At 71.5% G+C, this 24,757-nt stretch carries 20 protein-coding genes, 1 tRNA gene and 1 pseudogene; 9 read left to right on the forward strand and 13 right to left on the reverse strand.

The window, feature by feature from the left end:
• The 3 genes from ABTU92_RS05875 to ABTU92_RS05885 form a co-directional block, all read right to left on the reverse strand.
• Positions 1-2,685 (reverse strand): EAL domain-containing protein (locus ABTU92_RS05875; RefSeq protein WP_408088586.1); only part of this gene is annotated, 2,685 nt, incomplete at its 3' end.
• Positions 2,686-2,755: 70 nt separating this feature from the next.
• A complete protein-coding gene (locus ABTU92_RS05880) occupies positions 2,756-4,438 on the reverse strand; it encodes a methyl-accepting chemotaxis protein (RefSeq protein WP_408088588.1) in 1,683 nt (560 codons plus the stop codon).
• A 58-nt stretch (positions 4,439-4,496) separates the two neighbouring features.
• Complete coding sequence (locus tag ABTU92_RS05885) at positions 4,497-4,901, reverse strand: hypothetical protein (protein ID WP_408088590.1); 405 nt, start codon at positions 4,899-4,901, stop codon at positions 4,497-4,499.
• Between the two features lie 420 nt (positions 4,902-5,321).
• On the opposite strand from ABTU92_RS05885, the gene ABTU92_RS05890 reads away from it, so the two are divergent.
• Positions 5,322-7,043 (forward strand): hypothetical protein, encoded by a 1,722-nt coding sequence (locus ABTU92_RS05890; RefSeq protein ID WP_408088591.1) that lies wholly within the window; start codon positions 5,322-5,324, stop codon positions 7,041-7,043.
• A gap of 360 nt (positions 7,044-7,403) precedes the next feature.
• Here the strand turns inward: ABTU92_RS05890 and cysE are convergent, their stop codons facing one another.
• The gene (gene cysE, locus ABTU92_RS05895) at positions 7,404-8,249 is read right to left on the reverse strand and encodes a serine O-acetyltransferase (protein WP_408088733.1); all 846 of its coding nucleotides are present in this window, start codon (positions 8,247-8,249) and stop codon (positions 7,404-7,406) included.
• 391 nt (positions 8,250-8,640) lie between these two features.
• On the opposite strand from cysE, the gene ABTU92_RS05900 reads away from it, so the two are divergent.
• The 5 genes from ABTU92_RS05900 (at position 8,641) to ABTU92_RS05920 (ending at position 13,991) form a co-directional block, all read left to right on the forward strand.
• On the forward strand, positions 8,641-9,303 hold the full coding sequence (locus tag ABTU92_RS05900; protein WP_408088593.1) for a DUF1847 domain-containing protein: 663 nt from the start codon (positions 8,641-8,643) through the stop codon (positions 9,301-9,303).
• 200 nt (positions 9,304-9,503) lie between these two features.
• Positions 9,504-10,058: an inorganic diphosphatase gene (gene ppa / locus ABTU92_RS05905; protein WP_408088595.1), complete on the forward strand. Its 555-nt coding sequence runs from the start codon at positions 9,504-9,506 to the stop codon at positions 10,056-10,058.
• A 385-nt stretch (positions 10,059-10,443) separates the two neighbouring features.
• Positions 10,444-12,609: a hypothetical protein gene (locus ABTU92_RS05910; RefSeq protein WP_408088597.1), complete on the forward strand. Its 2,166-nt coding sequence runs from the start codon at positions 10,444-10,446 to the stop codon at positions 12,607-12,609.
• A 379-nt stretch (positions 12,610-12,988) separates the two neighbouring features.
• On the forward strand, positions 12,989-13,255 hold the full coding sequence (locus ABTU92_RS05915) for a PilZ domain-containing protein (RefSeq protein ID WP_408088599.1): 267 nt from the start codon (positions 12,989-12,991) through the stop codon (positions 13,253-13,255).
• 139 nt (positions 13,256-13,394) lie between these two features.
• Positions 13,395-13,991: a YidB family protein gene (locus ABTU92_RS05920; RefSeq protein WP_408088601.1), complete on the forward strand. Its 597-nt coding sequence runs from the start codon at positions 13,395-13,397 to the stop codon at positions 13,989-13,991.
• 42 nt (positions 13,992-14,033) lie between these two features.
• Here the strand turns inward: ABTU92_RS05920 and ABTU92_RS05925 are convergent, their stop codons facing one another.
• The 5 genes and pseudogenes from ABTU92_RS05925 to ABTU92_RS05945 all read right to left on the reverse strand — a co-directional run.
• The gene (locus ABTU92_RS05925; RefSeq protein ID WP_408088603.1) at positions 14,034-14,642 is read right to left on the reverse strand and encodes an HXXEE domain-containing protein; all 609 of its coding nucleotides are present in this window, start codon (positions 14,640-14,642) and stop codon (positions 14,034-14,036) included.
• Positions 14,643-14,902: 260 nt separating this feature from the next.
• Entirely contained in the window at positions 14,903-15,109 is a 207-nt protein-coding gene (locus ABTU92_RS05930; protein ID WP_408088605.1) for a hypothetical protein, read from the reverse strand.
• A 532-nt stretch (positions 15,110-15,641) separates the two neighbouring features.
• Entirely contained in the window at positions 15,642-16,922 is a 1,281-nt protein-coding gene (gene ispG / locus ABTU92_RS05935; protein WP_408088607.1) for a flavodoxin-dependent (E)-4-hydroxy-3-methylbut-2-enyl-diphosphate synthase, read from the reverse strand.
• Positions 16,923-16,976: 54 nt separating this feature from the next.
• A complete protein-coding gene (locus tag ABTU92_RS05940) occupies positions 16,977-17,963 on the reverse strand; it encodes a DMT family transporter (protein WP_408088609.1) in 987 nt (328 codons plus the stop codon).
• Positions 17,964-18,136: 173 nt separating this feature from the next.
• Positions 18,137-18,613 (reverse strand): annotated as a pseudogene (locus tag ABTU92_RS05945) (Fur family transcriptional regulator); the annotation flags it as partial.
• 247 nt (positions 18,614-18,860) lie between these two features.
• Here ABTU92_RS05945 and ABTU92_RS05950 point away from each other — a divergent pair.
• A tRNA-Thr gene (locus tag ABTU92_RS05950) sits at positions 18,861-18,936 on the forward strand.
• A gap of 84 nt (positions 18,937-19,020) precedes the next feature.
• Here the strand turns inward: ABTU92_RS05950 and ABTU92_RS05955 are convergent.
• Positions 19,021-19,482, reverse strand: a complete 462-nt coding sequence (locus ABTU92_RS05955; protein WP_408088611.1) for a MaoC family dehydratase — start codon at positions 19,480-19,482, stop codon at positions 19,021-19,023.
• A 72-nt stretch (positions 19,483-19,554) separates the two neighbouring features.
• Positions 19,555-20,535, reverse strand: coding sequence for a Bug family tripartite tricarboxylate transporter substrate binding protein (locus tag ABTU92_RS05960; RefSeq protein ID WP_408088613.1), 981 nt, complete (start codon positions 20,533-20,535; stop codon positions 19,555-19,557).
• Positions 20,536-20,736: 201 nt separating this feature from the next.
• Here ABTU92_RS05960 and ABTU92_RS05965 point away from each other — a divergent pair, with 201 nt between their 5' ends.
• Both ABTU92_RS05965 and ABTU92_RS05970 read left to right on the forward strand, forming a co-directional pair.
• Complete coding sequence (locus tag ABTU92_RS05965) at positions 20,737-22,161, forward strand: aldehyde dehydrogenase family protein (RefSeq protein ID WP_408088615.1); 1,425 nt, start codon at positions 20,737-20,739, stop codon at positions 22,159-22,161.
• A 119-nt stretch (positions 22,162-22,280) separates the two neighbouring features.
• On the forward strand, positions 22,281-23,822 hold the full coding sequence (locus ABTU92_RS05970) for an acetolactate synthase large subunit (protein WP_408088617.1): 1,542 nt from the start codon (positions 22,281-22,283) through the stop codon (positions 23,820-23,822).
• Positions 23,823-23,825: 3 nt separating this feature from the next.
• Here ABTU92_RS05970 and ABTU92_RS05975 read toward each other — a convergent pair whose 3' ends face one another.
• Both ABTU92_RS05975 and ABTU92_RS05980 read right to left on the reverse strand, forming a co-directional pair.
• Positions 23,826-24,116: a hypothetical protein gene (locus ABTU92_RS05975; protein ID WP_408088619.1), complete on the reverse strand. Its 291-nt coding sequence runs from the start codon at positions 24,114-24,116 to the stop codon at positions 23,826-23,828.
• Positions 24,117-24,276: 160 nt separating this feature from the next.
• Positions 24,277-24,591, reverse strand: a complete 315-nt coding sequence (locus ABTU92_RS05980) for a hypothetical protein (RefSeq protein WP_408088620.1) — start codon at positions 24,589-24,591, stop codon at positions 24,277-24,279.
• Positions 24,592-24,757: the final 166 nt, after the last annotated feature.

Here is a 24,757-nt window from a genome sequence, read left to right on the forward strand (position 1 = left end):
GGCCGGCATCGGCGCGCCGAACAGATAGCCCTGCGCCTGGGTGACGCCGGTGAGCCGCAGCACCTCGAGCTGCGCCGCCGTCTCGACGCCCTCGGCGACGACGGTCAGGCCGAGGCTGAGGCCGAGCGTCGCCGCCGAGCAGACGATCGCGGCGCATTCGCGCTTCGCCAGGATGTCGCCGGTGAAGCGGCGGTCGATCTTGAGCTTGCTGAACGGGAACGTCGCCAGATAGGCGAGCGAGGCGTAGCCGGTGCCGAAGTCGTCGAGCGCGACGCCGACGCCGAGGCTCGCGAGCGCCCGCAGCACCGCGACGTTGCGCTCCTCGTTCTCCAGCAGCACCGTCTCGGTGATCTCGATCTCCAGCCGCTGCGGCGGCAGGCCGGCCGCGGCGAGCACTCCGGCGATGTCGTCGAACAGCCCGGGATTGCCGAATTGCGCGGCCGAGACATTGACGGCGACCTTGAGGTCGGCGGGCCAGCCGGCCGCCTCGGCGCAGGCGGCGCGCAGCACGACATCGCCGAGCGGCCCGATCAGGCCCGTCTGCTCGGCGAGCGGGATGAACGCCTGTGGCGACAGGAGCCCGCGTTCGGGATGCTGCCAGCGCACCAGCGCCTCGACGGCCGCGACGCGGCCGGTCGCCACGTCGACGACCGGCTGGTAATGCAGCAGGAAGTCGCCATCCTCCAGGCTGCGGCGGATCTCCACCTCCAGCTTGCGGCGCGCCTCCACCTCCTCCGACATCCCCGGATCGTAGTGGACGAACCGTCCGGTGCCGACCGCCTTGGCGCGGTAGAGAGCGAGGTCGGCCTTCTTCAGGAGATCGGCCGGATCGCTGCCGTCCTGCGGGGCGACCGCGATGCCGATGCTGGCGGCGACCCCATGGCTGGCGCCGTCGATCCGGTGCGGGATCACGAGCAGCGCGGCGATGCGCTGGGCCAGATCCTCCGCCTCCTCGCGCGCCGAGCGCAGCCCCGCATCCGCCGGCTCGTCGGTGCGGCCGCTCCCCCGGACGGAACGGATCACGGCGAACTCGTCGCCGCCGAGCCGCGCCAGCGTGTCGTCGCCGCGCGCCGCCTGGGCGAGCCGCAACGCGGTCTGCTGCAGCACCACGTCGCCGACCGTGTGGCCGACCGAGTCGTTGATCTCCTTGAAGCGATCGAGGTCGATCATCAGCACCGCGAAGGCGATGCCCTCGTTGCGCAGGGCCAGCGCGGCGGTCTCCAGCCGGTCCAGGAAGGTCGCGCGATTGGGCAGGCCGGTGAGCGAATCGTAGCGCGCCAGGAAGGCGATGCGCTGCTCGTGGCGACGCCGGTCGGTGACGTCGTCGTGGGTCTCCAGCCAGCCGCCGTCGTCGGTCGGCGCCCCGGCGACGGCGATCACCCGCCCGTCCTCGAGCTCGAAGAGCACGGCCCGCGTCCCCTCGGGGGCGGGCGCGGACGTCACGTCGGCCGGATCGACGGTCCCGACGAGGCGCTTGGCCCGGCTGCTGCGCTCCGCCAGCACGGCGTCGCGACTCCAGCCGGGGCCGATCTCGGCGGGCAGTCGCCAGATGCGGCGGAACGCGTCGTTGCAGACTCGCAGCCGACCGTCCTCGTCGAACATGCAGAGCCCTTGCGACATCGCCCGCAGCGTCGCCGTGAACTGGGCGTTGGTGTCCGCGAGCCGGGCATTGGTGCGCACGAGCGACGCCGCCCGCGCCGCGGCGACGCGGCGGGAGGCGGCGAGCTGCCGAAGCTCGCGGGCGAGCACGATCAGAAGAGCGAGCAGGAAGCCGAGCAGTGTCAGCGCGCCGACGGCCGCATAGGCCGAGCGCGACCGCCAGGCCGCCAGCACCCCGGCCTCCGGCGACGTCACGGCGATCACCAGCGGCAGGGTCGGCAGCGGCGCCACCGACACCCAGCGGGTGACGCCGTCGAACAGGCCGGGCGAGCGGAAGCTGCCGCCGCCGGCGGCGACCTGATCGTGCCACGGCCAGCCGGCCGGGATCGTCGCCCCGGCGCTCCTGGCGTCGGCCGGATAGCGCAGCAGCACCGTGCCGTCGCGCCGCGACAGTGTGAAGCTCTGCTCCTTCAGAAAGCCGGCCGTGAGATACAGGCGATCGAACCAGGCGGTGGCGATCGTCACCATGACGACGCCGCGGAAGACGCCGTCCGGCCCCTCGATCCGGCGCGCCAGCACGACGACCGACTCGCCGGTGCTGTTCATCCGGGTCGGCAGCGACACCTGCAGCGCGTCCCGCCCGGCGGTGCGGAGCGCCTCGAAGAAACCGTTGTCGGCGATCCCCGGCAAGGCCGTCGGGCGCGGCCGCGAGGCGCTCACGACCCGCCCGCTCGCATCGGCGATCGCCATGCAGACGGTGTGCGGCATCGCCCGGATCTTCGCCGCCATCCAGTCCTGCAGCGCGCCGGCGCTGAACTGTCCGCCGAGGCCGTCGTCCGACGTGACGGCGAAGATCTCGGCGAGGTCGCGGTAGTCGCGGACGACGGTGTCGACCTCCTCGATGGCGTGCTCGATCTGCCCGGCCAGGAAGACCGCGGTGTTGCGGTCGGTCCGCACCGCCTGGGCGATGGCGTCGGACCGGCTCTGCCAGACCGACAGGCCCACCGCGAGGATGGCGACCATGCAGACCAGGAGCGCGCTCACGAAGACGGCGCGATGGGACGTCGGCGCGGCCGGCGCGGTCATCGAGAGACCTCCAAGGATCGTGCCGGCGTCGCCGCTCGGGCCGCGCCGGCGCCGATTCCATTCTGCCCGGTCAGGCCGCCCGCACGGTCGCCAGGAAGGTCGCCAGCTCGCGCGACAGCGCGTTGCTGTCCTTCGACAGCGATTGCGCCGACGACAGCACCTGGGCGGAGGCCGCGCCTGTCGCCTCGGCCCCGTGGTTGACGTCGGTGACGTTGCGGGCGACCTCGCCGGTGCCGGCCGCGGCCTGCTGGACGTTGCGGGCGATTTCCGAGGTCGCTGCCCCCTGCTCCTCGACGGCCGCCGCGATGGTCGACGCGATCTCGGCGATCCGCCCGATGGTGCCGCCGATCTCCTTGATGGCGGCGACCGAGTCGTGGGTCGCCGCCTGCATGCCGGCGATCTGGGACGAGATGTCGCCCGTCGCCTTGCCGGTCTGCGCGGCGAGCGCCTTCACCTCCTGGGCGACCACGGCGAAGCCCTTGCCGGCCTCACCGGCCCGCGCCGCCTCGATGGTGGCGTTGAGGGCGAGCAGGTTGGTCTGCTCGGCGATGGCCGTGATCAGCTTGACCACGTCGCCGATGCGGCCGGCGGCCTGCGACAGCTCGCCGATCCGGGCATCGGTCTTCTCGGCCTGCCGCACCGCCTCCGAGGCGATACGGGTCGACTCCTGCACCTGCCGACTGATCTCGTTCACCGAGGCCGACAGCTCGTTGGTGGCCGAGGCGACGCTCTGGACGTTGCCGGAGGCCTGCTCGGACGCGGCGGCGACTGCGCCGGCCCGCTCCTGCGTCGTCTCCGCGGTGCGCGACAGCGTGCCGGCGGCCGCCTCGAGCTCGGTCGCGGCCGACGAGACGGCGCCCACGATGGTGCCGACCGCCGCCTCGAACTGGTCCGCCATCCGGGCCATGTCGGCCTTGCGGGTCGCCGCCGTGCGGGCCTCGGCCTCTTGCTGCTCGCGCCGCAGGCGCTGCGCCTCGATGCCGTTCTCCTTGAACACCGCGACCGAGCGGGCCATCAGCCCGACCTCGTCCTTGCGCTCGGCACCGGCCACCTCGGCGGCGAAGTCGCCGCCGGCGAGCCGCTCCATGGTGCGCGACAGCACGCCGAGCGGCTTCGCCACGCCGAACTGGACGACCGCGAAGGCCAGCGCCAGCACCAGCAGCGCCGCGATCGAGATCGCCACGACGCTGGTCCTGATGGTGTCCGCCACCTCGGCCGAGGCACGGTCGGACCGTTCGTCGAGCGAGCGCTCGAGATTTGCCGTGATGGTGCGCATGGTGTCGCGGAGCGCGGCGGTCTTCACCGCCATGGCATGGGCGAGCGGCAGCGCCTTGGCGTTCTCGCCCGCCAGCGCCGCCTTGGTGACAGCAGCCGCTTCGACATGGAGTGCATCGAACGTGTCGCGGGCGGCGTCGAAGTCCCGGCTGAAGGCGGGCAGGTCCTTGCCGGCCGAAGCGGCCAGCTCCCGGAAGCGCGTGCGGTTGGCCTCGATCTCCTGAACGATCTTGCGCATGTCGGCCGGATCGGTCTCGGCGATGATCCGCCAGGTCAGCCGGCCGAAATTGAAGATTTCCTGGTTGGCCCGCAGCCCGGTCTTCATCCCGGCGACGTCTTTCGCGAGCATCTCGCTGTAGATCTTGTCGATCTCGTTCATCCGCGACGCCGTGAACCACACGGCACCGGCCACGACCGCCATCAGCAGTCCGAAGCAGGCGAGGATCTTGTAGAGAATCTTCACATTCGACAACGACATGGAACCCTCCATCCGGCGCGGCCGTGGCCTTGCCGCGGCGCGCTCGGACATTGCACGTTCAGGTCTGTGCCCCGGATCGCCGGCGCCAGGCGCCGACCGGTCGCTTGGCGTAGTCTCGCCAGCCGCCGCCGCGGAGCTCGCCGAGCCCTGCGCCGAGCCGGCCGGCCGGCACCGGCGCCTCCTCGCCCGCCTCGGAGGGCGACGCCTCCAGGAGGTCGACCAGCCGCTCGAGATCGGCCAGCACGGCGTCGTGGTCGCGACGAAGCCGGTCGACCACGGCGAGCCGGTCGGCCGAGACGTCCGGCCCCGACAGGGTGGTCACCATCTCGGCCATGCAGCGGGAGTAGGTGTCGAGCACGCCGCGCAGCCGCGGCAGGTCCGCCCGCAGAACGCACAGCACCGTCCCTTCGCGCCGGGTGCGCGTCTCGCGCGCCTCCGCGCGCTTCCGTCTGTCGTGAGTCACGTCGCCCCCTCGATCGTGTGATCGTTGATCGAGCGAGGGTTCGGCCGGCGTGGTTGCCAGATTCTTACTCTCGGGCCGGACTGTCTGTCAGATGACAGTCACACGCAGAGCCGCGGACCGAGAGGGTGGTACGTCAGGAGGGCAGTGGCGCGCCTGAGACGCAACGACAGTGCATTTCAATCGTGAGCCACATGCGCTATCTCAAAGATGCTTATCGGCGAGTCTGTAAGGTGACATTCGATCCGGCGCCGTTTATGCGCGGACTGACTTTCTCAGACTAACTCGGATGTATTAAACTTGCTGAGGCAAGACCATTCGGCGCGTCCCTCGGATGCCGAAATTTCCGCCGCGCTGGCGCGCATCGCGGACGCGCCGCGCTTTCGGGATTCGCCCCAGATTACCTCCTTTCTGTGCTGGGTGGTGACGCAGACATTGGCCGGCAACGCCGACCGGATCAAAGGGTATACGATCGCGGTCGAAGCGCTCGGCCGTGACGCGAGCTTCGACCCGAACAGCCAGTCGATCGTCCGCACCGAGGCGGCGCGGCTTCGCCAGGAGCTCGACCGCTACTATGCCGAGGCGGGCCGCGACGAGCCGGTTCGCATCGCCCTGCCGCGCGGCCGCTACGTGCCGGTGTTCACCCGCGTCGAGGTCGCCACGGCGGCATCCGAACCGACCACGCCGGCCGCGCCGGAGCCGGTCGTCGCGGAGGCACCGACCGCCCTCCCGGAGCCATCACCCGAGGTCACCCCTGCGGCCGAGCCGCTGCCGCAGCCGGCGCCGCAGGAACCCGCGCGGGGGCTGTCCCGGTTTCGGGTGACGCCCGCTTGGCTCGCCATTCTCGCGGTCGTCGCCTACGCCGCGTTCGACGTGCTGCTGATCGATCACTGGAACCTGCACCGCATCATCACCGCGGCGGAGGAGGCGAGCATCGCACCCCGGCCGGCCCGGCGGCGCACCGGCGAGCCGTGGCTCGCGGTCGAGCCCGTCGCCGTCGTCGGCGCCGAAGGCGCCCTGGCTGTGACGCCGGATGCGCTGCACGCCAGGCTCGTCAACGCGCTGGCGCGGTTCGAGGACATCGCCGTGGTGGCGGCGCCGGCCCGCACCCCGGATCCGGCACAGGCGAGCGCCGACCTCGACTATCTGCTGGTGCCGAAGCTGGTTCGCGCCGCCGCGGGCCAGAGCTTTCTCAGCGTGCGGCTGCTCGCCATGCCCGAGCGCCGCGTCGTCTGGCACGACGAGATCGCGATCGAGGTCGGTGACGGCGGACAGGGGTCGGCGGTCGAGCCGCTCGTCGTGTTCGTCACGAGCGCGCTGCTGCAGCCGTTCGGCATCATCCCGGCTTCCGAGCGCCGCAAGCGCGACCCCGCCGTCGCTCCCTCGCCCTATCAATGCACGCTCGTCTCGGCCGAGCTCGCCCGCTATTTCGACCCGCAGCGGCGCGAGCACACCCGCGACTGCCTGGAGGCGGCGATCCGCGACGAGCCGGCCTTCGCGCTCGGGCACGTGCTGCTCGCGCGGCTGCACTACCGCGACCACGTGTTCGGCAATGGCGGGCCGGGCAGCCTCGAGACGGCGCTGGGGCTGGCGCGCCGCGCCGTCGAGCTCGCGCCGAGCAGCGCGCGCGCCCACTACACGCTGATGCACATCCAGGTGGCGCGCGGCCATCTGGAGCGGGGCCTCGCCCATGGCGAGCGCGCGCTGGCGCTGAACCCCTACGATCTGCGGGTGCTGATGCAGGTCGGCGGCCAGCTCGTCACCGTCGGCGAGGTCGACCGCGGCCTCGCCCTGCTCCAGCGGGCGCGCCGCCTGGCGGTCTCGAACCCGGCGCCGCTCGCCTGGTCGACGTTCCTGGCCGCGTTCCTCAAGGACGACGTCGCCGCGATGGCCGTGGAGGCCGACCGCATGCCCGGCGCCTCCGACCTCGACAGGCTGGCCCGCGCCCTGCTCCTCGCCCGCCAGGGCGACATGGCGGGCGCCCGCACCGCGCTGGCGCCGCTCGAGGAGCGCGGCTCGGCCTTCGTCGAGCGGCCGCGCGAGCTGCTCGCCCGCTCGATCGCCTCGCCCGCGATCGTCGACCGCATCGTCGCCGCGATCGAGGCGATCACGGGGGACGGACCGACCAGCCAGGTGCTGCGGTGAGGATCCGGCGTATGCGCCGCGGCCCGTCCTTTCCGGCGGAGAGATGAATCGCGGCGGCCGCGCCCCCTGCGTCCGCTCCCCACAAGGGGGGAGAGAGCAGGACGGGGTGAGCCTGCTGATGTGCTGCGGGGAGCGGGCCGTCGATCCAGAATACAGAACGCCGCGGCTCTTGCGTTCCCTCCCCCCTTGTGGGGGAGGGACAGGGAGGGGGGTGAGCCGCAGCCTCCGAGCGCGTGGCTCACCCCCCTCTCCACCTCTCCCCCACAAGGGGGGAGAGAGCAGGACGTGGCAAGCGCCGGCGTCCGACCGCGTGGTCGGTCGCCTGATCGGATCTTTTGATCAGATCACGTAGACGTTTGATCAGATCACGTAGACGAAGGAGTCGTAGGCGTCCTCGCCGAGGATCTGGTCCATGCTGCGGGCCGGCTCGGCGCAGCCGGCGGTGCCGACCACCTTGGCCGGCACGCCCGCGACCGTCGTCGCCGGCGGCACCGGCTTGAGGACGACGGAGCCGGCCGCGATGCGGGCGCAGTGGCCGATCTCGATATTGCCGAGGATCTTCGCGCCGGCGCCGATCAGCACGCCGTTGCGGATCTTCGGATGGCGGTCGCCGGTCTCGTTGCCGGTGCCGCCGAGCGTCACGGCCTGGAGTATCGACACGTTGTTCCCGACCACCGCGGTGGCGCCGACGACGAGACCCGTGGCGTGGTCGAGGAAGATGCCCTCGCCGAACGGCGCCGCCGGGTGGATGTCGGTCTGGAACACCTCGGAGGAGCGGCTCTGCAGCCACAGCGCCAGATCGCGGCGGTCGTGCGTCCACGCCCAGTGCGCCAGGCGATGGCCTTGGATGGCGTGAAAGCCCTTGTAGTACAGCACCGGCTCGATCAGGCGCGCGGTCGCCGGATCGCGGTCGAGCACGGCGAGCACGTCGGCGCGCGTCGCGCGGCCGATCGCCGGGTCGTCCGCATAGGCGCGCAGGAAGGCGTCGCGCAGGATCGCAGCCGACACGTCGGCATTGGCGAGCCGCGCCGCGATGCGCCGCGCCACCGCGTCCTCGAAGCCGTCGGCGCCCAGGATGGTGGTCATGATCAGCGCGCCGAACTCCGGCGCGCGCGCCAGCATGGTCTCGGCCTCGTCGCGCAGCCGCGTCCACAGCCGATCGTCGGTGGTGACCGGACGGCGGGCCACGCGGGCGCTGGCGTGCAGGCCGACCGACGCGGCCGCGGACAGCGGGGCGTGCGAAGGGGCGTGCAGCGGCGCGTGCAAAGGGGCGTGCAGGGGGGTCGCGATGCTCACGAGCGTCCTTTCCGACCAGAAATTCCGGCGCCCGGGCACGCGCGGAGTCCGTCCTCTCGACCTCAGGATGTCTGCGCCACCCCGGACGATGTCAAGGAAACGGCGTCCTCTTCTTATCGTTCATGACAGCACGTTTATCCTACGGACCTGACCCAAGTCATTGCGGCTCCGGCATCTTCATGCTGCGCTGCGGGACCGGCCGTCGTGGCGCGAAATCCTCCGCCATGGTTGCCGGAGCAGGATCATCGAGGCCGCGGATCGTCGACACCAGCGCGGCCGTGGTCGTCGTTACGGACCCGTCATGAGCAAGCCCACCGAACCGACCTGCGCCGACTGCGGCCAGCTCGCCTGCCACCGTCCCGAGCGCCCGGCGCCGGACTTCTGCCTGGGCGACGCGACGCCGCCCGCCGTGCTGGACGGCACCGTCACGGCCTACCGAGACGGCGGACCCGACGCCGTGCTGGCGCGCGCCGCCGCCGAGGTCGAGGGCCTCTATTACGGCAAGCTGACCCGGGTGGAGGAGACGCTCGCCTTCGCGCGCCGCATCGGGGCGCAGCGCATCGGCATCGCCACCTGCGTCGGCCTGATCGAGGAAACGCGGCTGTTCGCCACCATCCTGCGCCGCGGCGGCTTCACGCCCCTCACGGTGTGCTGCAAGGTCGGCGGCACCGACAAGACCGAGATCGGCCTGCCGGACGAGCTCAAGATCGCGCCCGGCGGCTACGAGGCGTGCTGCAACCCCATTTTGCAGGCGCAGACCCTGAACGCCAAGGCGACCGATCTCAACGTGATCGTCGGCCTGTGCGTCGGCCACGACGCGCTGTTCTGCAAGCATTCCGACGCGCCGGTGACGACGCTGATCACCAAGGACCGCGTCCTCGGCCACAATCCGGTCGCTGCCCTCTACACGGCGAAGAGCTACAGCCGGCGCATCATGGACGAGGAGCGGCTGAAGGGGCTGTGAGGCCTCGCGGGCACCCGCGCGCGCCCGCGAAGCACGTCGAACGGCGACGAAAGTCGTATGGTCGGGGCGACTATGCGACCATGGGTGGTTCCGAAACCTGTTGTGGCGGGGCGGCCCGGCGCAGTAAGCAGACGCATCAGAGAACCGACGCCGCGACGTCCCGTGGGGGCGTCGCGCGTGTCCTTTTGTCCGGAGCCGCCATGAACCTCGACGAAATCTCCCCCGGCCCGAACCCGCCGAAGGACATCCACGTCATCATCGAGATCCCGCTCGGCGGCGAGCCGGTGAAGTACGAGATCGACAAGAAGTCGGGCGCCCTGTTCGTCGACCGCTTCCTGCACACCGCGATGTACTATCCGGGCAACTACGGCTTCATCCCGCACTCGCTGTCGTTCGACGGCGACCCGATCGACGTGATGGTGATGAACCGCGTGCCGGTGTTCCCGGGCTCGGTGATCCGCTGCCGGCCGATCGGCGCGCTGCTGATGGAGGACGAGTCGGGCGGCGACGAGAAGATCATCGCGGTGCCGGTCGACAAGCTGCACCCGTACTACAACGACATCGCCAACTACACCGACCTGCCCGCCGTGCAGCGCGATCAGGTCTCGCACTTCTTCCAGCACTACAAGGATCTGGAGAAGGGCAAGTGGGTCACGATCGCGAAGTGGCTCGATGCCGCGGCGGCCGAGGATCTGATCATGAAGGCGCTCGACCGCCACCAGAAGAAGCTCGCCGCCGCCGAGACCGCGAAGTAGGGTTTTCGCGACGGCGTCGCAGCCCTCGTCATCCCGGGGCGGCGCGTGAGCGCCGAGCCCGGGATCCATAACCCCTGTCTTTCGTGAGCCACCGGCACCGAGGTTATGGATCCCGGGCTCGCGGACCTTCGGTCCGCGCCCCGGGATGACCAAGGAGCTTTCCTCGCCCCTCACGTCACGACGGCCCGCGGCTGGGCTCTGCCGGCTTCCCCATCGAACCCCCGCCACCGCCGCGCGCACAAAAGCGTGCCGGCGCCGTCGTCACATCGGCATCACGCGCCCGCCCTCCGGGCGCCCAGGTTCGGGTCTTCGGTACCGCCGGTGACACCGCCTTCGCCCGCCGGATTCGCCGGGGCGACGGGGCGGTCAGCGACGGGATCGTCAGATGCCCCTGCCCCACACGTCTCGACCGGCCAGCCGACACGCGCCTGCGCGCCGCGCCACGTCGCCGGTCCACGCCGCCCTGCCGCTCCGCAGGGCCCTGCTCTCCGCCGCCGCGCTGCTGGTCGCGCCGGCCCTCGCCAGCGTGGCTCCGGCCGACGCCGCCGAGCTGCCGCTCAAGCGCGTCGTGCTGTCCTCGGCCGGCCTCGCCCAGTTCATCCATGCCGGGGCCGTGACGGGCGGCGCCACGGTCGAGCTGCCGGTGCGGCTCGATCAGGTCGACGACCTCTTGAAGAGCCTCACCGTGTTCGACCGCGCCGGCGGCATCGGCGCCGTCAGCCTGCCCGGCAAGGCGCCGCTCGCCGAGCTGTTCCGCGACCTGCCGTTCGGGCCCGAGGCGCTCGCCTCGCCGTCCGCGCTGCTCAACGCGCTGGTCGGCACCGAGGTGGAGATCGCCGGGCCGGTCAACGCCACCGGCCGGGTGTTCCGGGTCGAGCCGGAGGAGACGGCGCTTCCGAACGGCGGCGGCACGGTGACGCGGCACCGCCTCGCGCTGATGACCGAGCGCGGTCTCGTCTCCGCCGTGCTGGAGGATCTCACCACGCTGCGCTTCACGGATCTGGAGACCCGCGTCCAGATCGAGCGGGCGCTGGCCGGACAATCGCTGAACCGCGCCAAGGATCGCCGCACGCTGTCGATCGGTTTCCTCGGTGACGGCAACCGCCAGGTCGGGCTCGGCTACGTGGTCGCGGCCCCGGTGTGGAAGACGTCGTACCGGCTCGTGCTGCCGAAGGACGGCGGCCAAGGAGGCGGGAAAGCCCGGCTGCAGGGCTGGGCCGTGGTCGAGAACCTCACCGGCGGCGACTGGAAGGACGTCGAGCTGATGCTGGTGTCGGGCAATCCGGTGGCCTTGAAGCAGCAGCTCTACACGGCCTTCTACACCGATCGCATCGAGGTGCCGGTGACGACCGCGGCCCGTGTGCTGCCGCGCACCGACGACGCCGACGCCGCCGAGAGCCGTCCGGGCCCGCGGGCCAAGGCGGCCGGCACGGCGCTCGCCCGCCGCGAGATGATGCCGGCCCCGCAGGTCGGCCAGGTGCAGCGGCTGATGGCCCCGGCCATGGCGGCCCCCGCCGCCGCGCCGCCGCCGGTCGAGGCCGACGCGATCGCCGGCGCCGCCCAGGCCGCCGAGGCCGAGGAGGCGGCGACCCAGCTCATCTACCGCTTCCCGGCCAAGGTGACGGTCGCCACCGGGCACACGGTCATGGTGCCGTTCGTCGACCGCGAGGTGACGGCGTCGCGGACCTGGCTCTACCAGCCCGAGGTCTCGGCGCGCCGCCCGCTCGCCGCGCTGCGCCTGCGCAACGACGGCGACACGAGCCTGCCGGCCGGCATCGTCACGGCGTTCGACGGCGGCGCCGACGGGGCGGCGAACTTCGTCGGCGACGCGCAGCTTCCGCTGCTCGCCCGCGGCACATTCAAGTACGTGACCTTCGCGCTCGACGCCAAGACCGACATCCGCCGCGAGGATTTGGGCGTCCGCCGCACGACGCTCGGCAAGGCGGTCGACGGCACCCTGACGCTGACGACGCGCTCGCGCCGCACGGTCGGCTACGAGATCACCCCGCCGGCCGACGAGGACCGCGAGATCGTCATCGAGGAGGCGCGCGCCGACGGCTGGTCGCCGGCCGAGGGCAGCAGGGGCGTCGAGGAGACACCCACCCGCCTGCGCCTCGCCGTCAAGGCGCCCAAGGGCCAGACCACCAAGGCGTCGCTGGTGCTGGAGCGCACCGACCGCCAGACCGTGGTGCTGACCGACTACGCCCCGGAGGAGATTCTGGCGCGCATCCGCGGCCTGGAGAACGAGACGCCGGCCGTGAAGGAGACGGTCTTGAAGCTCGGCGCGCTGGTCGGCGAGATCAACCGGGGGCGGGCCGAGCGGTCGCGTCTCGACGCCGAGCGAAAACGCATTGGCGAGGACCAGGAGCGGCTGCGGCGGAACCTCTCCTCCGTCGGCGCCAGCTCCGATCTCGGCCGCCGCTACGTCGACACCCTGAAGGCACAGGAGGACCGGCTCGCCGAGATCGCCCGCACCGAGCAGACGCTCGACGCCGAGATGGCGGCGAAGCGCCAGGCCGCGATCGAAGCGGCGCGGCAATTGAAGCTGTGAGGCGGAGCGGGATCTGATCAGCTAACGCGCACGACGCGGGCGCCGCCTTCGTTTCACCTCTCCCCGACGGGGAGAGGTCCGAGTTCGCGCCGAAGGCGCGAAGTCCGGGTGAGGGGGTGCCGCCCCCTCGATGAGACAAACGACGTCGGCACCCCCTCACCCCGGCCCTCTCCCCGCTGGGGAGAGGGAGCACGCAGCACGCGACGCGACGTCGGAGGACATCCGCCCCCTCGACCCGAAAATTTCCTTCGCATTGTCTGAAAAAGAGTCGTCGAAATCTTACGCGCGGGCTTTGCGGGCGCTTAGCGCGGCCGACCGACAATCGGCCTCGACCACGGCGACGCGACGCGCGGCGCCGGCGACACGAGGCGTATGAGCAATGGTTTTCTTCCGTCAGCAGCAGAACAAGCTGCGCGAGCTGCGCCGGAGCCCCCGGTTCGAGGTGCACTATCCGGCCTTCTTCGATCCGTGCGACGGCTCGACGCTGCAGAGCTGCATGATCTGCGACATCTCGTCGGGCGGCGCCAAGCTGACCGTGACGAACCCGATCGACATGCCGCCCGAGTTCCTGCTGCTGTTCCAGCGCCGCTGCCGCATCGTGCGCCGCGACGACCGCCAGATCGGCGTGATGTTCCTGAAAGGCTGAGTCCGACGGTAACATACGGTGCGGCGGCGTTTGTTCCCGCGGCACAGGGTCTCGGCCGTCCCGCCGCGCCTGCCCTTGCGGCGTCCCCCGCCCGACGCGATCTGATCAGGTCACCGGGCGCGGGCCGCAGGAGGCGACCATGGGACTTCTCGACGTCATCAACGGCATGATGAACGGGCCGCGCGGCGCGTCGACGCCGGAGATGCCCGGCGGCCGCGAGGACGGCAAGGACGCCGACAAGGGCGGCATGTCGCCCATCACGATGGCGATCCTCGGCCTGCTCGCCTACAAGGCCTACAAGCATTTCGGCTCGGGCAGTTCGCCGGTACCGCAGGCGGAGACCAACGCGCCGCCCTGGGGTCCCGGGCGCGTGCAGGGAGAAGGCTCGTCGGGCGGGCTCGGCGGCCTTCTGGGCGGCCTCGGCGGCCTCTTGGGCGGCGGCGCCGCCGGCGGGGCGCTCAGCGGCGGCCTCAAGGACATGATGGACCAGTTCCACCGCAGCGGGCGCGGCGAGGTCGCGGACTCCTGGGTCGGGCGCGGACCCAACCGCAGCATCTCGCCGCGCGAGCTGGAGGAGACGCTCGGCCGCGAGCGCATCGACGAGCTCGCGCGACGCACCGGCCTGTCGCGCGACGAGCTGCTCGCCGAGCTCAGCCAGCGGCTTCCCGAGGCGGTCGACGACGTGACGCCGGACGGCAAGCTGCCGAGCGAGGCGCAAGTCCGCCGCTGGCTCTAAGTCCGCCGCTGGCTGTGACGTCCGCCACCGGCGGCGAGCCGGTCAGACCAGAGCGGGCGTGCGGCGGCGATACGGGATCACGAACAGGGCCGCGACCGGCACGTGCAGCAGCACACCGGCGACGAGAAGGCCGGCGATCTCGGCCCCGCTCAGAGCACCGCGCAAGAGCTCGGTGGCGAAGACCCACACCGTGAACGGCAGGAAGATCGCGATCGAGGTGACGAGGCCGGGATTGTAGCCGCGGAACCGCACCGTCGTGCCGATATGCGAGAGCGCGTTGACGAAGGTCAGCGCCATCCAGCCGAGGCCGACCCAGCGCAGCGTTTCCGGAAACAGCGCGGCGAGCCCGATCGGCAGCCACACCCAGGCGATGTTGACGAGCGCGACGCCCGCCTCGTCGACGGGCCAGTCGTCGCGGCCGGTCTTGAACACATGCGCGTTGGCGTATTGCCGAAAACCACCGGGCCACAGATGCTCCTCGATCTGGTGCACCATGTAGATGACGAGCAGTGCGGCGAACATCGCCTGCTCGCTCGCCGGATTGTTCCGGAACAGCACCAGCCACAGCGCGGCGAAGAGGACGGCGAGGACCGGCAAGGTAGTCTGCCAGGAGTGGGCGACCAGATGGGCCAGGCGAGACAGGAGCGGCACGGCGAGGTCTCCGGGTTCGGGGGCACGAGGGACCGCGCCGCAGGACGGCGCCCGCCCGCACACCGCGCGGCCGGTCGGATCACCCTACCGGAGAGTCGTGAAATCCTTGCTAATCCGGACGCGCCCCGGACCGGGCCGCGCGATCCTCATGGTGCGGAGCGCTCCGCAGGAGCGCGTCTCGAACCATGAGGCCGACCCGTGCGCCGGGCGCGCTCGTCACGGGAGGCGCGCTCAGGCGCGCTCGTCGCGGAAGACGCCCGTCAGGCCCGCTTGGCGGTGAGCTGATCGATCTTCTTGGCGATGAGGAACGCGAACGGGATGGCGACCACGAAGCCGGCCGCCGCCACGATCGGGATCAGCCGCATGCCCTGGTCGTAGAGCGACGGCACGCTGACGACGGCGACCACCAGCGCCCCGGCGAGCGTGATGCCGAGCACCATCCAGACGAGCACCGCGATCTTCATCATGGGTCCGATCTCCGTCCGTGTTCTTGTTTCGCGCCGAGGCGACGTCCGCGCCAAGGCGACGTTCGCGCAAGGGCGACGCGGCGCCGGCGGGGCCGCACCGCGATCGCGGCGGACCACCCGGCGATCCGGCCTATACCGCGCCGCCGCGAAAACCGGCTTGAGATGGATCAAGATGCGAATACGTGAATGCATCAGCCGCTGCACGGCGGCGGATCGCGGGCGGCAGGGGCCGCGGGCGGGAGGGGGTCGGACGGCGCCCCCCTCGGGCGCACTCGCCGTCATGGCCGGGCTTCGTCCCGGCCATCCACGACCGTCCGCGCCGCCACGCCGCAAGACGTGGATGGCCGCGACAAGCGCGGCCATGACGAGCCTCGTCTGGCGGGGCGCTAAGCGGCCCGTAGCCGGCATGGAGCGAAGCGGAATGCAGGGGCGGGAGGGCGTACGCACGCCCCCGCTCAGCGCCCGAACACCCGCATTCCGCTTCGCTCCATGCGGGCTACGGCTCCAGCGCGACCGCGCGGAGCCGCCCGCCCTACTCCGCGGCGGTGCGGGCGCCGGCGCCCCAGCGGCGCTCGATGTAGTCGATCACCATGGCCTGGAAGTCGGCCGCGAGCGTCGGGCCGCGCAGCGTCGCGACCTTCTTGCCGTCGACGAAGACCGGGGCGGTCGGCTGCTCGCCGGTGCCGGGCAACGAGATGCCGATGTCGGCGTGCTTGGACTCGCCGGGGCCGTTCACGATGCAGCCCATCACGGCGACGTTGAGGGTCTCGACACCGGGATAACGGGTCTTCCACTCCGGCATCGAGGTGAGGATGAAGCTCTGAATGTCCTTGGCGAGCTCCTGGAACGTCGTCGAGGTCGTGCGGCCGCAGCCCGGACAGGCGGCGACCAGCGGCACGAACACCCGGAAGCCCATGGTCTGCAGGATCTCCTGCGCGACCTTCACCTCGAGGGTGCGGTCGCCCCCCGGCTCCGGCGTCAGCGACACCCGGATGGTGTCGCCGATGCCCTGCTGCAGCAGGATGCCGAGCGCCGCCGACGAGGCGACGATGCCCTTCGAGCCCATGCCGGCCTCGGTGAGGCCGAGATGAATGGCGTAGTTGGAGCGGGCCGCGAGGTCCTGATAGACGGCGATCAGGTCCTGCACCGCCGACACCTTGGCCGACAGGATGATACGGTTGCGCGGCAGCCCGATCTCCTCGGCGCGCGCCGCCGAGAGCAGCGCCGACTGCACCATCGCCTCGCGGGTGACGGCGCGCACGTCCCTGGGCGCGGCGAGCTTGGCGTTCTCGTCCATCAGATGGGTGAGCAGCTCCTGGTCGAGCGAGCCCCAGTTGGCGCCGATGCGCACCGGCTTGCCGTGCCGGATCGCCATCTCGACGATCGAGGAGAACTGCTTGTCGCGCTTGTCCTTGAAACCGACATTGCCGGGATTGATGCGGTACTTGTCGAGCGCCTCGGCGCAGCCCGGATGGTCGGCCAGGAGCTTGTGGCCGATATAGTGGAAGTCGCCGACCAGCGGCACGTCGATGCCGGCCTTCAGCAGGCGCTCCTTGATGTGCGGGACGGCGGCGGCCGCCTCGTCGCGGTCGACCGTGATGCGGACGATCTCGGAGCCCTGGCGGGCCAGCGCCGTCACCTGGGCGACCGTGCCGGCGATGTCGGCCGTGTCGGTGTTGGTCATCGACTGCACGACGATCGGAGCACCGCCGCCGACCGTGACGTTGCCGACCTTCACGGCCACCGTCTCGCGGCGCGGCGCCGGACCTGCCAGTTCGATCACTGCCGATTGGCTCGGTGCCAGATCGCTCATCGTGCAACTCCCGAAAATGCAACGGCTGCGGAGTGCCAGACCCGCATGCTTGCGTCAACGCGACTCGTTCGTCCCCGCCGGCTTCGCCGGCATCGCCGTCCCCGCCGCTGGACCCGTGCGACGGGGGCGGTTCACCAGCACCAGCCCGGCGACCACCAGGGCGGCCGCCACGGCGAACGGCCAGTCTATAGCATCTCCGAGCACGACATGCCCGGCCAGCACCCCGAACAATGGGGTGAGGAACGTGAAGGCCGAAAGACGGCTGGCCGAATAGTGCTTCACCAGCGTGAACCACAGCCCATAGGTGATTCCGACCACCCAGATGGTTTGATAGGCGAGCCATCCGGTCGCGGCCGGCCGCGGCACGCCCGCGACGGTCTCGCCGAACACCAGCGCGGCCAGCCCCAGGATGGGGATCGACACGGCGAGCTGGTAGCCGAGCGTCTTCTCCGGCGCGACATGGACGAGCCGCGAGCCCTTCACCACCAGGGTGGTGGCGGCCCAGAACACCGACGCGACGAGCAGCAGCGCGTCCCCGGCCAGCGTGCTCTCCAGGGTTGCGGCGGGCGCCGGCGCACCCGCGACGGCCGCCGGGGCGAGGAGATGCGGCACCCCGATCGCCACCGCGACGCCGACGAAGGCCGTCACCAGGCCGAGCCACTGCAGCCGCCCGAGCCGCTCGCCCGGCAGGAAGAACGAGCCGCCGAGTGCCACGAACAGCGGCGCCGTGTAGAGGAAGATGGTGCCGCGGCTCGCCGAGGTCATCAAGAGCCCGCGGTAGATCATCACGAACTCGACCCCGAACAGGAGACCGGTGACCAGGCCGGGCAGCAGGCTGCCGTCGCGCGAGAGCAGCGGCACGCGACGCATCGCGCACCAGGCGAGCAGCATCGCGAGCGCCCCCGAGGAGCGGATCACGCCCTGGATCAGCGGCGGGATGTCGGGCAGTGCCGCCTTGATGGCGACCTGGTTGAGGCCCCAGCTCACGCTGAGGGCGACGATCGTCACGGTCGCGAGCGCGTCGAGCGGGCGGGCGGGCACGGCGAGGTCCTGGCTGGCGCGAGATTTTCTGGCCGGCGCGACGAATCCGGCGGCGGAGGCAGCGGTGGGCGGCCGGGCGGCCCCGGGGATCAGGCGCCGCCAGCGCGCGGGACGGGAGCGCGGGGATCGGCAGCGCGGGCGTCGGCAGCGTGGGCGTCGGCAGAGGGGGCGTCGGCGGCAGCGCAGTGGCTGCAGATGCCCGTCACCTCGATCACCGAGATCTTGGGGGTGAAGCCCTGCGCCTCGGCCGAGGCCTTGATGGCGTCCGCGATCGCCGTCGAGGGCGCCTCGCCGACCGCGCCGCAGTGCTCGCAGATCAGGAAGGCGACCAGCGCCCCGCTCGCATGGCCGTGCGAACAGGCGAGAAAGGCGTTGCGGCTCTCGATCCGGTGGACGAGCCCCTGGGCGATAAGGAAGTCGAGGGCGCGGTAGACCGTGATCGGCGCCGGGCGCGGCCCGTCGGGCGCGACCAGCTCCAGGATTTCATAGGCGCCGAGCGGCTTGTGGCTGGAGGCCAGCACCGCCAGCACCTGCCGCCGCATCGGGGTCAGGCGCTCCTGGCGCTCCTTGCACAGGGTCTCGGCATGCGCCAGCACGGAGGCCGTGCAGCCGGCATGGTCGTGGTCGGGAGACGGAAAGGCCGCGGACATGCCCTCTATTTATCGGCTCCGGCGGCGCTTTTCAAAGGCGGCGCGCCGATCGCCGGAAAGGATCCGGCCGCGCGCCGCTCCGACTGGCGCCGGGCGGAACTCCAACGGGCGGCCGCATCCGGCCCGCACCCCGCGCCCTTCGGGCACGCGCTCGGCCGGTCCGCATTCTGCGCCGTGGAACGCCGCCACCCCGCCGGCCGGCCTCCCTTGCCAAGACGCCCGCGGCCCATTATCAGGGAGCCGCGTCGCCGCAATAGCTCAGCTGGTAGAGCACATCATTCGTAATGATGGGGTCGGGGGTTCGAATCCCTCTTGCGGCACCAGAACTTCTCCCAACAGAAACAAGCGGATGGCAGCTCGCGTGCGTGCGTGCGCGCCGGGCCGCTTGCGGCCTCTCCGACGGCCTGTCACGCCTGCGCCGCGACCGTCGTCCGGGCCCGCACCTGGCCGAGGGCGATGTAGGTCATCACCTGCTCGTCGCGCTGGTTGAGGACGGTGACCCGGGTTTTTATCGTGCCGCGGTCCGGCTTGGAGGCGGAGCGGGTCACCGACACGATCTCGCGGACGGTGCGCAGCGTGTCGCCGGGGCGGACCACCTGCTTCCAGCGCAGCTCGTCGATGCCGATGCCGACGATCGGCGAGTCGCCGTGGCCGCCGGCCTCGACGAACAGCCGCATCGACAGCGCGGCGATCTGCCAGCCGCTGGCGATGATCCCGCCGAACGGCCCGGCCTCGGCGGCCTCCCGGTCGACATGAATCGGCTGCGGATCGTTCGCCTTCGCATAGGCGACGATCTCGTCCTCGGAGAGCACGACCGGCGCGCTGCGCCAGATTTCGCCCTCGTGAAAGTCCTCGAGATAACGCGGCATCGGTCCTCCGCCGGCTCTATCGACGCGCGACCGGCGGCCGGCCGACGGTGCCCCGCGTGCGGGCTGCGCCCGCTACATCGTGATATTCGCCTCCTTCACCACCGGGCCCCATTTCTCGAGCTCGGCCGTGATGAAGGCCTTCAGCGCGGCCGGCGTGCCGCCGACCGCCTGCATGCTGAGCGTGGCGAGCGCCTCCTTGCCCTTCGGGCTCTTCAGGAAGGCGTTGGACGCCGCGTTGAGCTTGTCGATGACGTCGGCCGGCGTGCCGGTCGGCGCCGCGAGCGCGTACCACGCCGTCGCCTCGAAGCCGGGCACGCCGGCCTCCTGCACGGTCTTCACGTCCGGCAGGTCGGGGGCGCGCTGCGACGTCGTGACGGCGAGGGCGCGGATGCGGCCGTCGCGCACCAGCGGCACGTAGGACGGCATGAAGTCCATGGCGAGATCGACCTGATCGCCGAGCAGGTCGTTCACCACCGGCGCGGTGCCGCGATACGGCACGCTCGCCATCTTCACGCCGAGCGCCTGCTGCAGCAGCACCGAGGTGATGTGGCCGAGCGTCCCGTTGCCCGGCACGCCGACATTCAGCTTGCCGGGATTGGCGCCCGCATAGGCCTTCAGCTCGGCCAGATCCTTCACCGGCAGCCCGAGCCGCGCCGCGACGATGAGGGGCGACTTGGCGATCAGCACGATCGGCGCGAAGGCGCGCTCCGGATCGAACGCCAGGCTCTTGTACATCAGCTTGTTGTTGGCGAGCGGACCCGGCGTGCCGAACATGATCGTGTAGCCGTCGGGCGGCGCCTTGGCCACGAAGGTCGCGGCGATGTTGCCGCCGGCGCCGGCGCGGTTGTCGACGACGACCTGCTGGCCGAGCCGCTCGCCGAGATCCTGGGCGAGCGCGCGCGCCAGGAGATCGGTGCCGCCGCCGGCCGCGAACGGCATGACGAGGCTGATGGGCCGCGACGGCCAGGTCTCGGCCCGCAGGATGGCGGGCTTGGCGATCAGGCCCGCCGCCGCGACGGCGAGCACGCTGCGGCGTGTGATGCGACTGCTCATGGCGTCCTCCCGGGCCGGGCGGCGATGCCGCGGCGGCGTTGTTTTGAGGAAGCTTAGCGAAGCGGCACGGCCCCGCCGCGGCTTTGTGCCGGCGTTCCACATCGCGGAATGCGGGAATTCGCCGGTCGGCCGGCCCGGCGCTTCGGCTAGCGTCGCCGGCGAAACGACAACGGCCGCGTGGCGGCGCGACGGGCGGAAACGATGGACACTTCGAAATTCTACATCGACGGCGGCTGGGTGGAGCCGGCCGGCACGGCGCGGCTCGGCATCGTCGACCCGGCGAACGAGGAGATTTTTGCAGAGATCCGGCTCGGCACGCGCGAGGACGTGGATCGCGCCGCGGCGGCCGCCCGGCGCGCCTTCGCGGTCGCTTCTGAAACCCCGGTTGCCGAGCGCGTCGCTTGGCTCGAAAAAATCATCGCGGGATTCAGATCACGTCTGCCGGATCTCGCCATGATGATGACGCGCGAGATGGGCTCGCCCATCACGTTCGCGACCGAGCGGCAGGCGACCGTCGCGCTCTATCACTTCGAGGAGGCGGCGCGGGTGCTCGCGCAGTACCGCTTCGAGGCGCCGATGGGCGCCGGGATCGTGCGGCGCGAGCCGATCGGCGTCTGCGGCCTGATCACGCCGTGGAACTGGCCGCTCAATCAGGTCGCCTCGAAGCTCGCCCCGGCGCTCGCCGCCGGCTGCACCGTGGTGCTGAAGCCGAGCGAGATCGCGCCGCTCAGCGCCATGATGCTGGCCGAGATCGTCGACGCGGCGGGCGTGCCGGCCGGCGTCTTCAATCTGGTCAACGGCGACGGACCGACGGTCGGCGAGGCGATCGCGGCGCATCCCGAGATCGACATGGTGTCGTTCACGGGCTCGACCGCGGCCGGCATCAGGGTCGCCAAGCTCGCCGCCGACACGGTCAAGCGCGTCGCCCAGGAGCTCGGCGGCAAGTCGGCGAACATCATCCTCGACGACGCCGATCTCGACGCCGCCGTGATGGCCGGCGTCCATGCCTGCAACACCAATGGCGGGCAGAACTGCCAGTCCCCGACCCGCATGCTGATCCCGCGCGCGAGCCGCGAGGCGGCCTTCGCGGCGGCGCGGCGCGCGATCGAGACGATCCGGCTCGGCGACCCGCAGGACAAGGCGACCACCATGGGACCGCTGGTGAGCCGCGCCCAGTTCGACAAGGTGCAGGAGCTGATTCAGTCCGGCCTCGACGAGGGCGCGACGCTGGTGGCCGGCGGTCCCGGCCGGCCAGCGGATCTGAACCGCGGCTTCTACGTGCGCCCGACCGTGTTCGGCGACGTGACGCCCGCCATGCGGATCGCCCGGGAGGAAATCTTCGGCCCCGTGCTGTCGATCATGAGCTACGACAGCGAGGACGAGGCGATCGCCATCGCCAACGCCACGCCGTTCGGCCTCGCCGGCTTCGTGCAGTCGAAGGACCCGGCCCGCGCCCGAAGAGTCGCCGAGCGCATCCGGGCCGGGCGCGTCTACATCAACGGCGCCGCCTTCGACCGCAGCCTGCCGTTCGGCGGCTACAAGCAGTCCGGCAACGGCCGCGAGTTCGGCGTGTTCGGCTTCGAGGAGTATCTCGAGGTGAAGGCGATTCTCGGCGCCACGGCATGAGGGCGCCGACCGTGGACCGTGACGGTCACCCGGACATTGGATCCCGGACGCGACCGTCGTAGACAGGCCCGGCGCCGCGCCATTCGCGGCCCAGTGTCTGCTCTACGACGACGGGAACCATGAACGGAGCCGAAAGCCTCATCCGCACGCTGGTCGACAGCGACGTCACGGTCTGCTTCGCCAATCCGGGCACCTCGGAGATGCATTTCGTCGCCGCGCTGGACGCGGTGCCGGCGATGCGCGGGGTGCTGTGCCTGTTCGAGGGCGTCGCCACCGGCGCGGCCGACGGTTTCGCCCGGATGACCGGCAAGCCCGCCGCGACGCTCCTGCATCTCGGGCCCGGCTTCGCCAACGGCATCGCCAACCTGCACAACGCCCGCAAGGCGCGGGTGCCGATCGTCAACGTGATCGGCGACCACGCGGCCACGCATCTGCGCTACGACGCGCCGCTGACCTCCGATGTCGGCGCGCTCGCCCGCACCGTGTCGCACTGGCTCGGCACCTGCCGCGAGGCCCGCACCGTCGCGGCCGAGGCGGCCCGCGCCGTCCAGGCCGCCGCCGGCGCCCCCGGACACATCGCCAGCCTGATCCTCGGCGCCGACGCCGCCTGGTCGCCGGCCGAGGGCGTCGCCCCACGCCTGCCCGTGCACGGCCCCTCGCCGGTCTCCGACGACGCGGTGGCCCGGGCCGTCGCCGCCTTGCGGGCGGGGAAGGCGGCGCTGCTGCTGCGCGGCGAAGCGCTGCGCGGCCGCGGGCTCGCCGCCGCCGGTCGGATCGCCGCGGCGACCGGGGCGCGGCTCGTCTGCGACACGTTCGCGCCGCGTCTCGAGCGCGGCGCCGGCCGGGTGCGGGTCGAGCGCCTGCCCTACCGGCCCGAGCCGGCGATCGCGTTCCTCGCGGGCACCCAGACCCTGATCCTGGTCGGCACCCAGGCGCCGGTGGCGTTCTTCGGTTATCCGGATCAGCCGAGCGAGCTGACGCCGCCGGGCTGCGCGCCGCTGGTGCTCGCCCATCCGCACGAGGACGGCGCCGCGGCGCTGATCGCCGTCGCCGAGGCGTTCGGCGCCACCGGCCCGGGGCCGCTGAACGCGAGGAGCCTGCCCGAGCGGCCGCTCGCGGGCGCCCTCGATCCCGGCACGCTGATGCGCATCGTCGCCCGCCACCTGCCCGAGCACGCGATCGTCAGCGACGAGAGCATCACGGGCGGCTTCCAGCACTACGCCGTGCTCGACACGGCGGCGCCGCACGACTTCCTCAGCCTCGCCGGCGGTGCGATCGGCGACGGCCTGCCGGTCGCGACCGGGGCGGCGGTCGCCTGCCCGGACCGCAAGGTCGTGGTGCTGCAGGCGGACGGCAGCGCCATGTACACGCTGCAGGCGCTGTGGACGATGGCGCGCGAGAGGCTGGACGTGGTGACGATCATCTACGCCAACCGCGCCTACAAGGTGCTGATGGACGAGCTGCGCATCGTCGGCGCGTCGACCACGGGCTCGCGGGCCGCGGCCATGTTCGACCTCGGCGACCCGACGCTCGACTGGGTGCGGCTCGCACTGGGCATGGGCGTCGAGGCGGTGCGGGCCGATACGACGGACGCGTTCGAGGACGCGGTCGTGTCCGCCCTGGCGGCGCGCGGCCCACGGTTGATCGAAGCCGTGGTGTAATGATCAGACGCCCGCGAGCTCCGCGGGCATGCGGGAAATATCGGCACGGGCCCGCATCTCCGGCGCCATGGCGCGGAGCTTCTCGAGCGCGGCGTGGAGCTCCTCCACGTCCGTCTCGGTCGGAGTGTTCCAGATCATCGCCTCGACGAGATCGATCCAGCGCAGGGTCCAGCGCTCGATATGCTCGATCGCTTCGGTCGACGGCGACTGCTCGGCGCAAAGCACGGCCATCTCGGCCAAGGCGCCCCGCAGCATTTCGGCAATCCGTTTCTGCTCGAAATACCGACCTTCCATGCAAGACCTCCCGGTTTGCTGGTATCGGCATCATCCACGAGAGTGCGGCGCGCGCCAGTTCGTGCAACCCCCAAGGTTGCCCGCGACATGGCGACACGGCCGGAGCGCAGTTCGGCGCCATCCGAAACCGCGACGAGCAGCGGTGCCGCGCGGGATCCGGTCAGAGCTCGAAGGGACGCGCGCCGAAGCGCGCCGCCGGATCGGGCATCGGGGCGACGACCACGCCGGACTGCCGGATCCGCTCCGAGGCGGAGCGCAGCTCGACCAGGGCGGCACGCAACGCTTCGGCCTGGCGCCCGGTGCCGCGCGTGGACAGCAGGGTCTCGACCGAGTCGATCCAGCGCAGGGTCAGTCGCTCGATCCGCACCAGGCTGTCGGGTCCGCCGGTGGCGTTCGGCGGCAGCCGGGCCAGCTCGGCCAAGGCGTGCCGGAGCGTGGCGGCGAGAGCGAGCAGCTCGTCCTCCTGGTGACCCATGTGCAGTCTCCCCTTGACGAGGCTGATGTTTCACCCCTCCGCGCGCACAGGGCTAGCCTTCTCATAAGTCGGGTCGCGCACATTTTCGTGATGGAGCATAGTACCTTGCGGGTTTCGGGCTAGGGCACGGTGATACCACACCTCCCCTGCGTGCACCGGGCGACAC

The sequence above is a fragment of the Rhodoplanes sp. SY1 genome, from assembly GCF_046000175.1.
In the GTDB taxonomy this organism is placed as follows: domain Bacteria; phylum Pseudomonadota; class Alphaproteobacteria; order Rhizobiales; family Xanthobacteraceae; genus Rhodoplanes.

Excerpts from the sequence above, each read along its gene's own strand:
- ABTU92_RS05930 (WP_408088605.1), bottom strand. The coding sequence starts at position 15,109 with ATGATGAAGATCGCGGTGCTCGTCTGGATGGTGCTCGGCATCACGCTC.
- ABTU92_RS05975 (WP_408088619.1), bottom strand. The coding sequence starts at position 24,116 with ATGGAAGGTCGGTATTTCGAGCAGAAACGGATTGCCGAAATGCTGCGG.
- ispG (WP_408088607.1), bottom strand. The coding sequence starts at position 16,922 with ATGAGCGATCTGGCACCGAGCCAATCGGCAGTGATCGAACTGGCAGGT.
- ABTU92_RS05920 (WP_408088601.1), top strand. The coding sequence starts at position 13,395 with ATGGGACTTCTCGACGTCATCAACGGCATGATGAACGGGCCGCGCGGC.
- ABTU92_RS05965 (WP_408088615.1), top strand. The coding sequence starts at position 20,737 with ATGGACACTTCGAAATTCTACATCGACGGCGGCTGGGTGGAGCCGGCC.
- ABTU92_RS05910 (WP_408088597.1), top strand. The coding sequence starts at position 10,444 with ATGCCCCTGCCCCACACGTCTCGACCGGCCAGCCGACACGCGCCTGCG.
- ABTU92_RS05955 (WP_408088611.1), bottom strand. The coding sequence starts at position 19,482 with ATGCCGCGTTATCTCGAGGACTTTCACGAGGGCGAAATCTGGCGCAGC.
- ABTU92_RS05915 (WP_408088599.1), top strand. The coding sequence starts at position 12,989 with ATGGTTTTCTTCCGTCAGCAGCAGAACAAGCTGCGCGAGCTGCGCCGG.
- ppa (WP_408088595.1), top strand. The coding sequence starts at position 9,504 with ATGAACCTCGACGAAATCTCCCCCGGCCCGAACCCGCCGAAGGACATC.
- ABTU92_RS05880 (WP_408088588.1), bottom strand. The coding sequence starts at position 4,438 with ATGTCGTTGTCGAATGTGAAGATTCTCTACAAGATCCTCGCCTGCTTC.
- ABTU92_RS05980 (WP_408088620.1), bottom strand. The coding sequence starts at position 24,591 with ATGGGTCACCAGGAGGACGAGCTGCTCGCTCTCGCCGCCACGCTCCGG.
- ABTU92_RS05900 (WP_408088593.1), top strand. The coding sequence starts at position 8,641 with ATGAGCAAGCCCACCGAACCGACCTGCGCCGACTGCGGCCAGCTCGCC.
- ABTU92_RS05970 (WP_408088617.1), top strand. The coding sequence starts at position 22,281 with ATGAACGGAGCCGAAAGCCTCATCCGCACGCTGGTCGACAGCGACGTC.
- ABTU92_RS05960 (WP_408088613.1), bottom strand. The coding sequence starts at position 20,535 with ATGAGCAGTCGCATCACACGCCGCAGCGTGCTCGCCGTCGCGGCGGCG.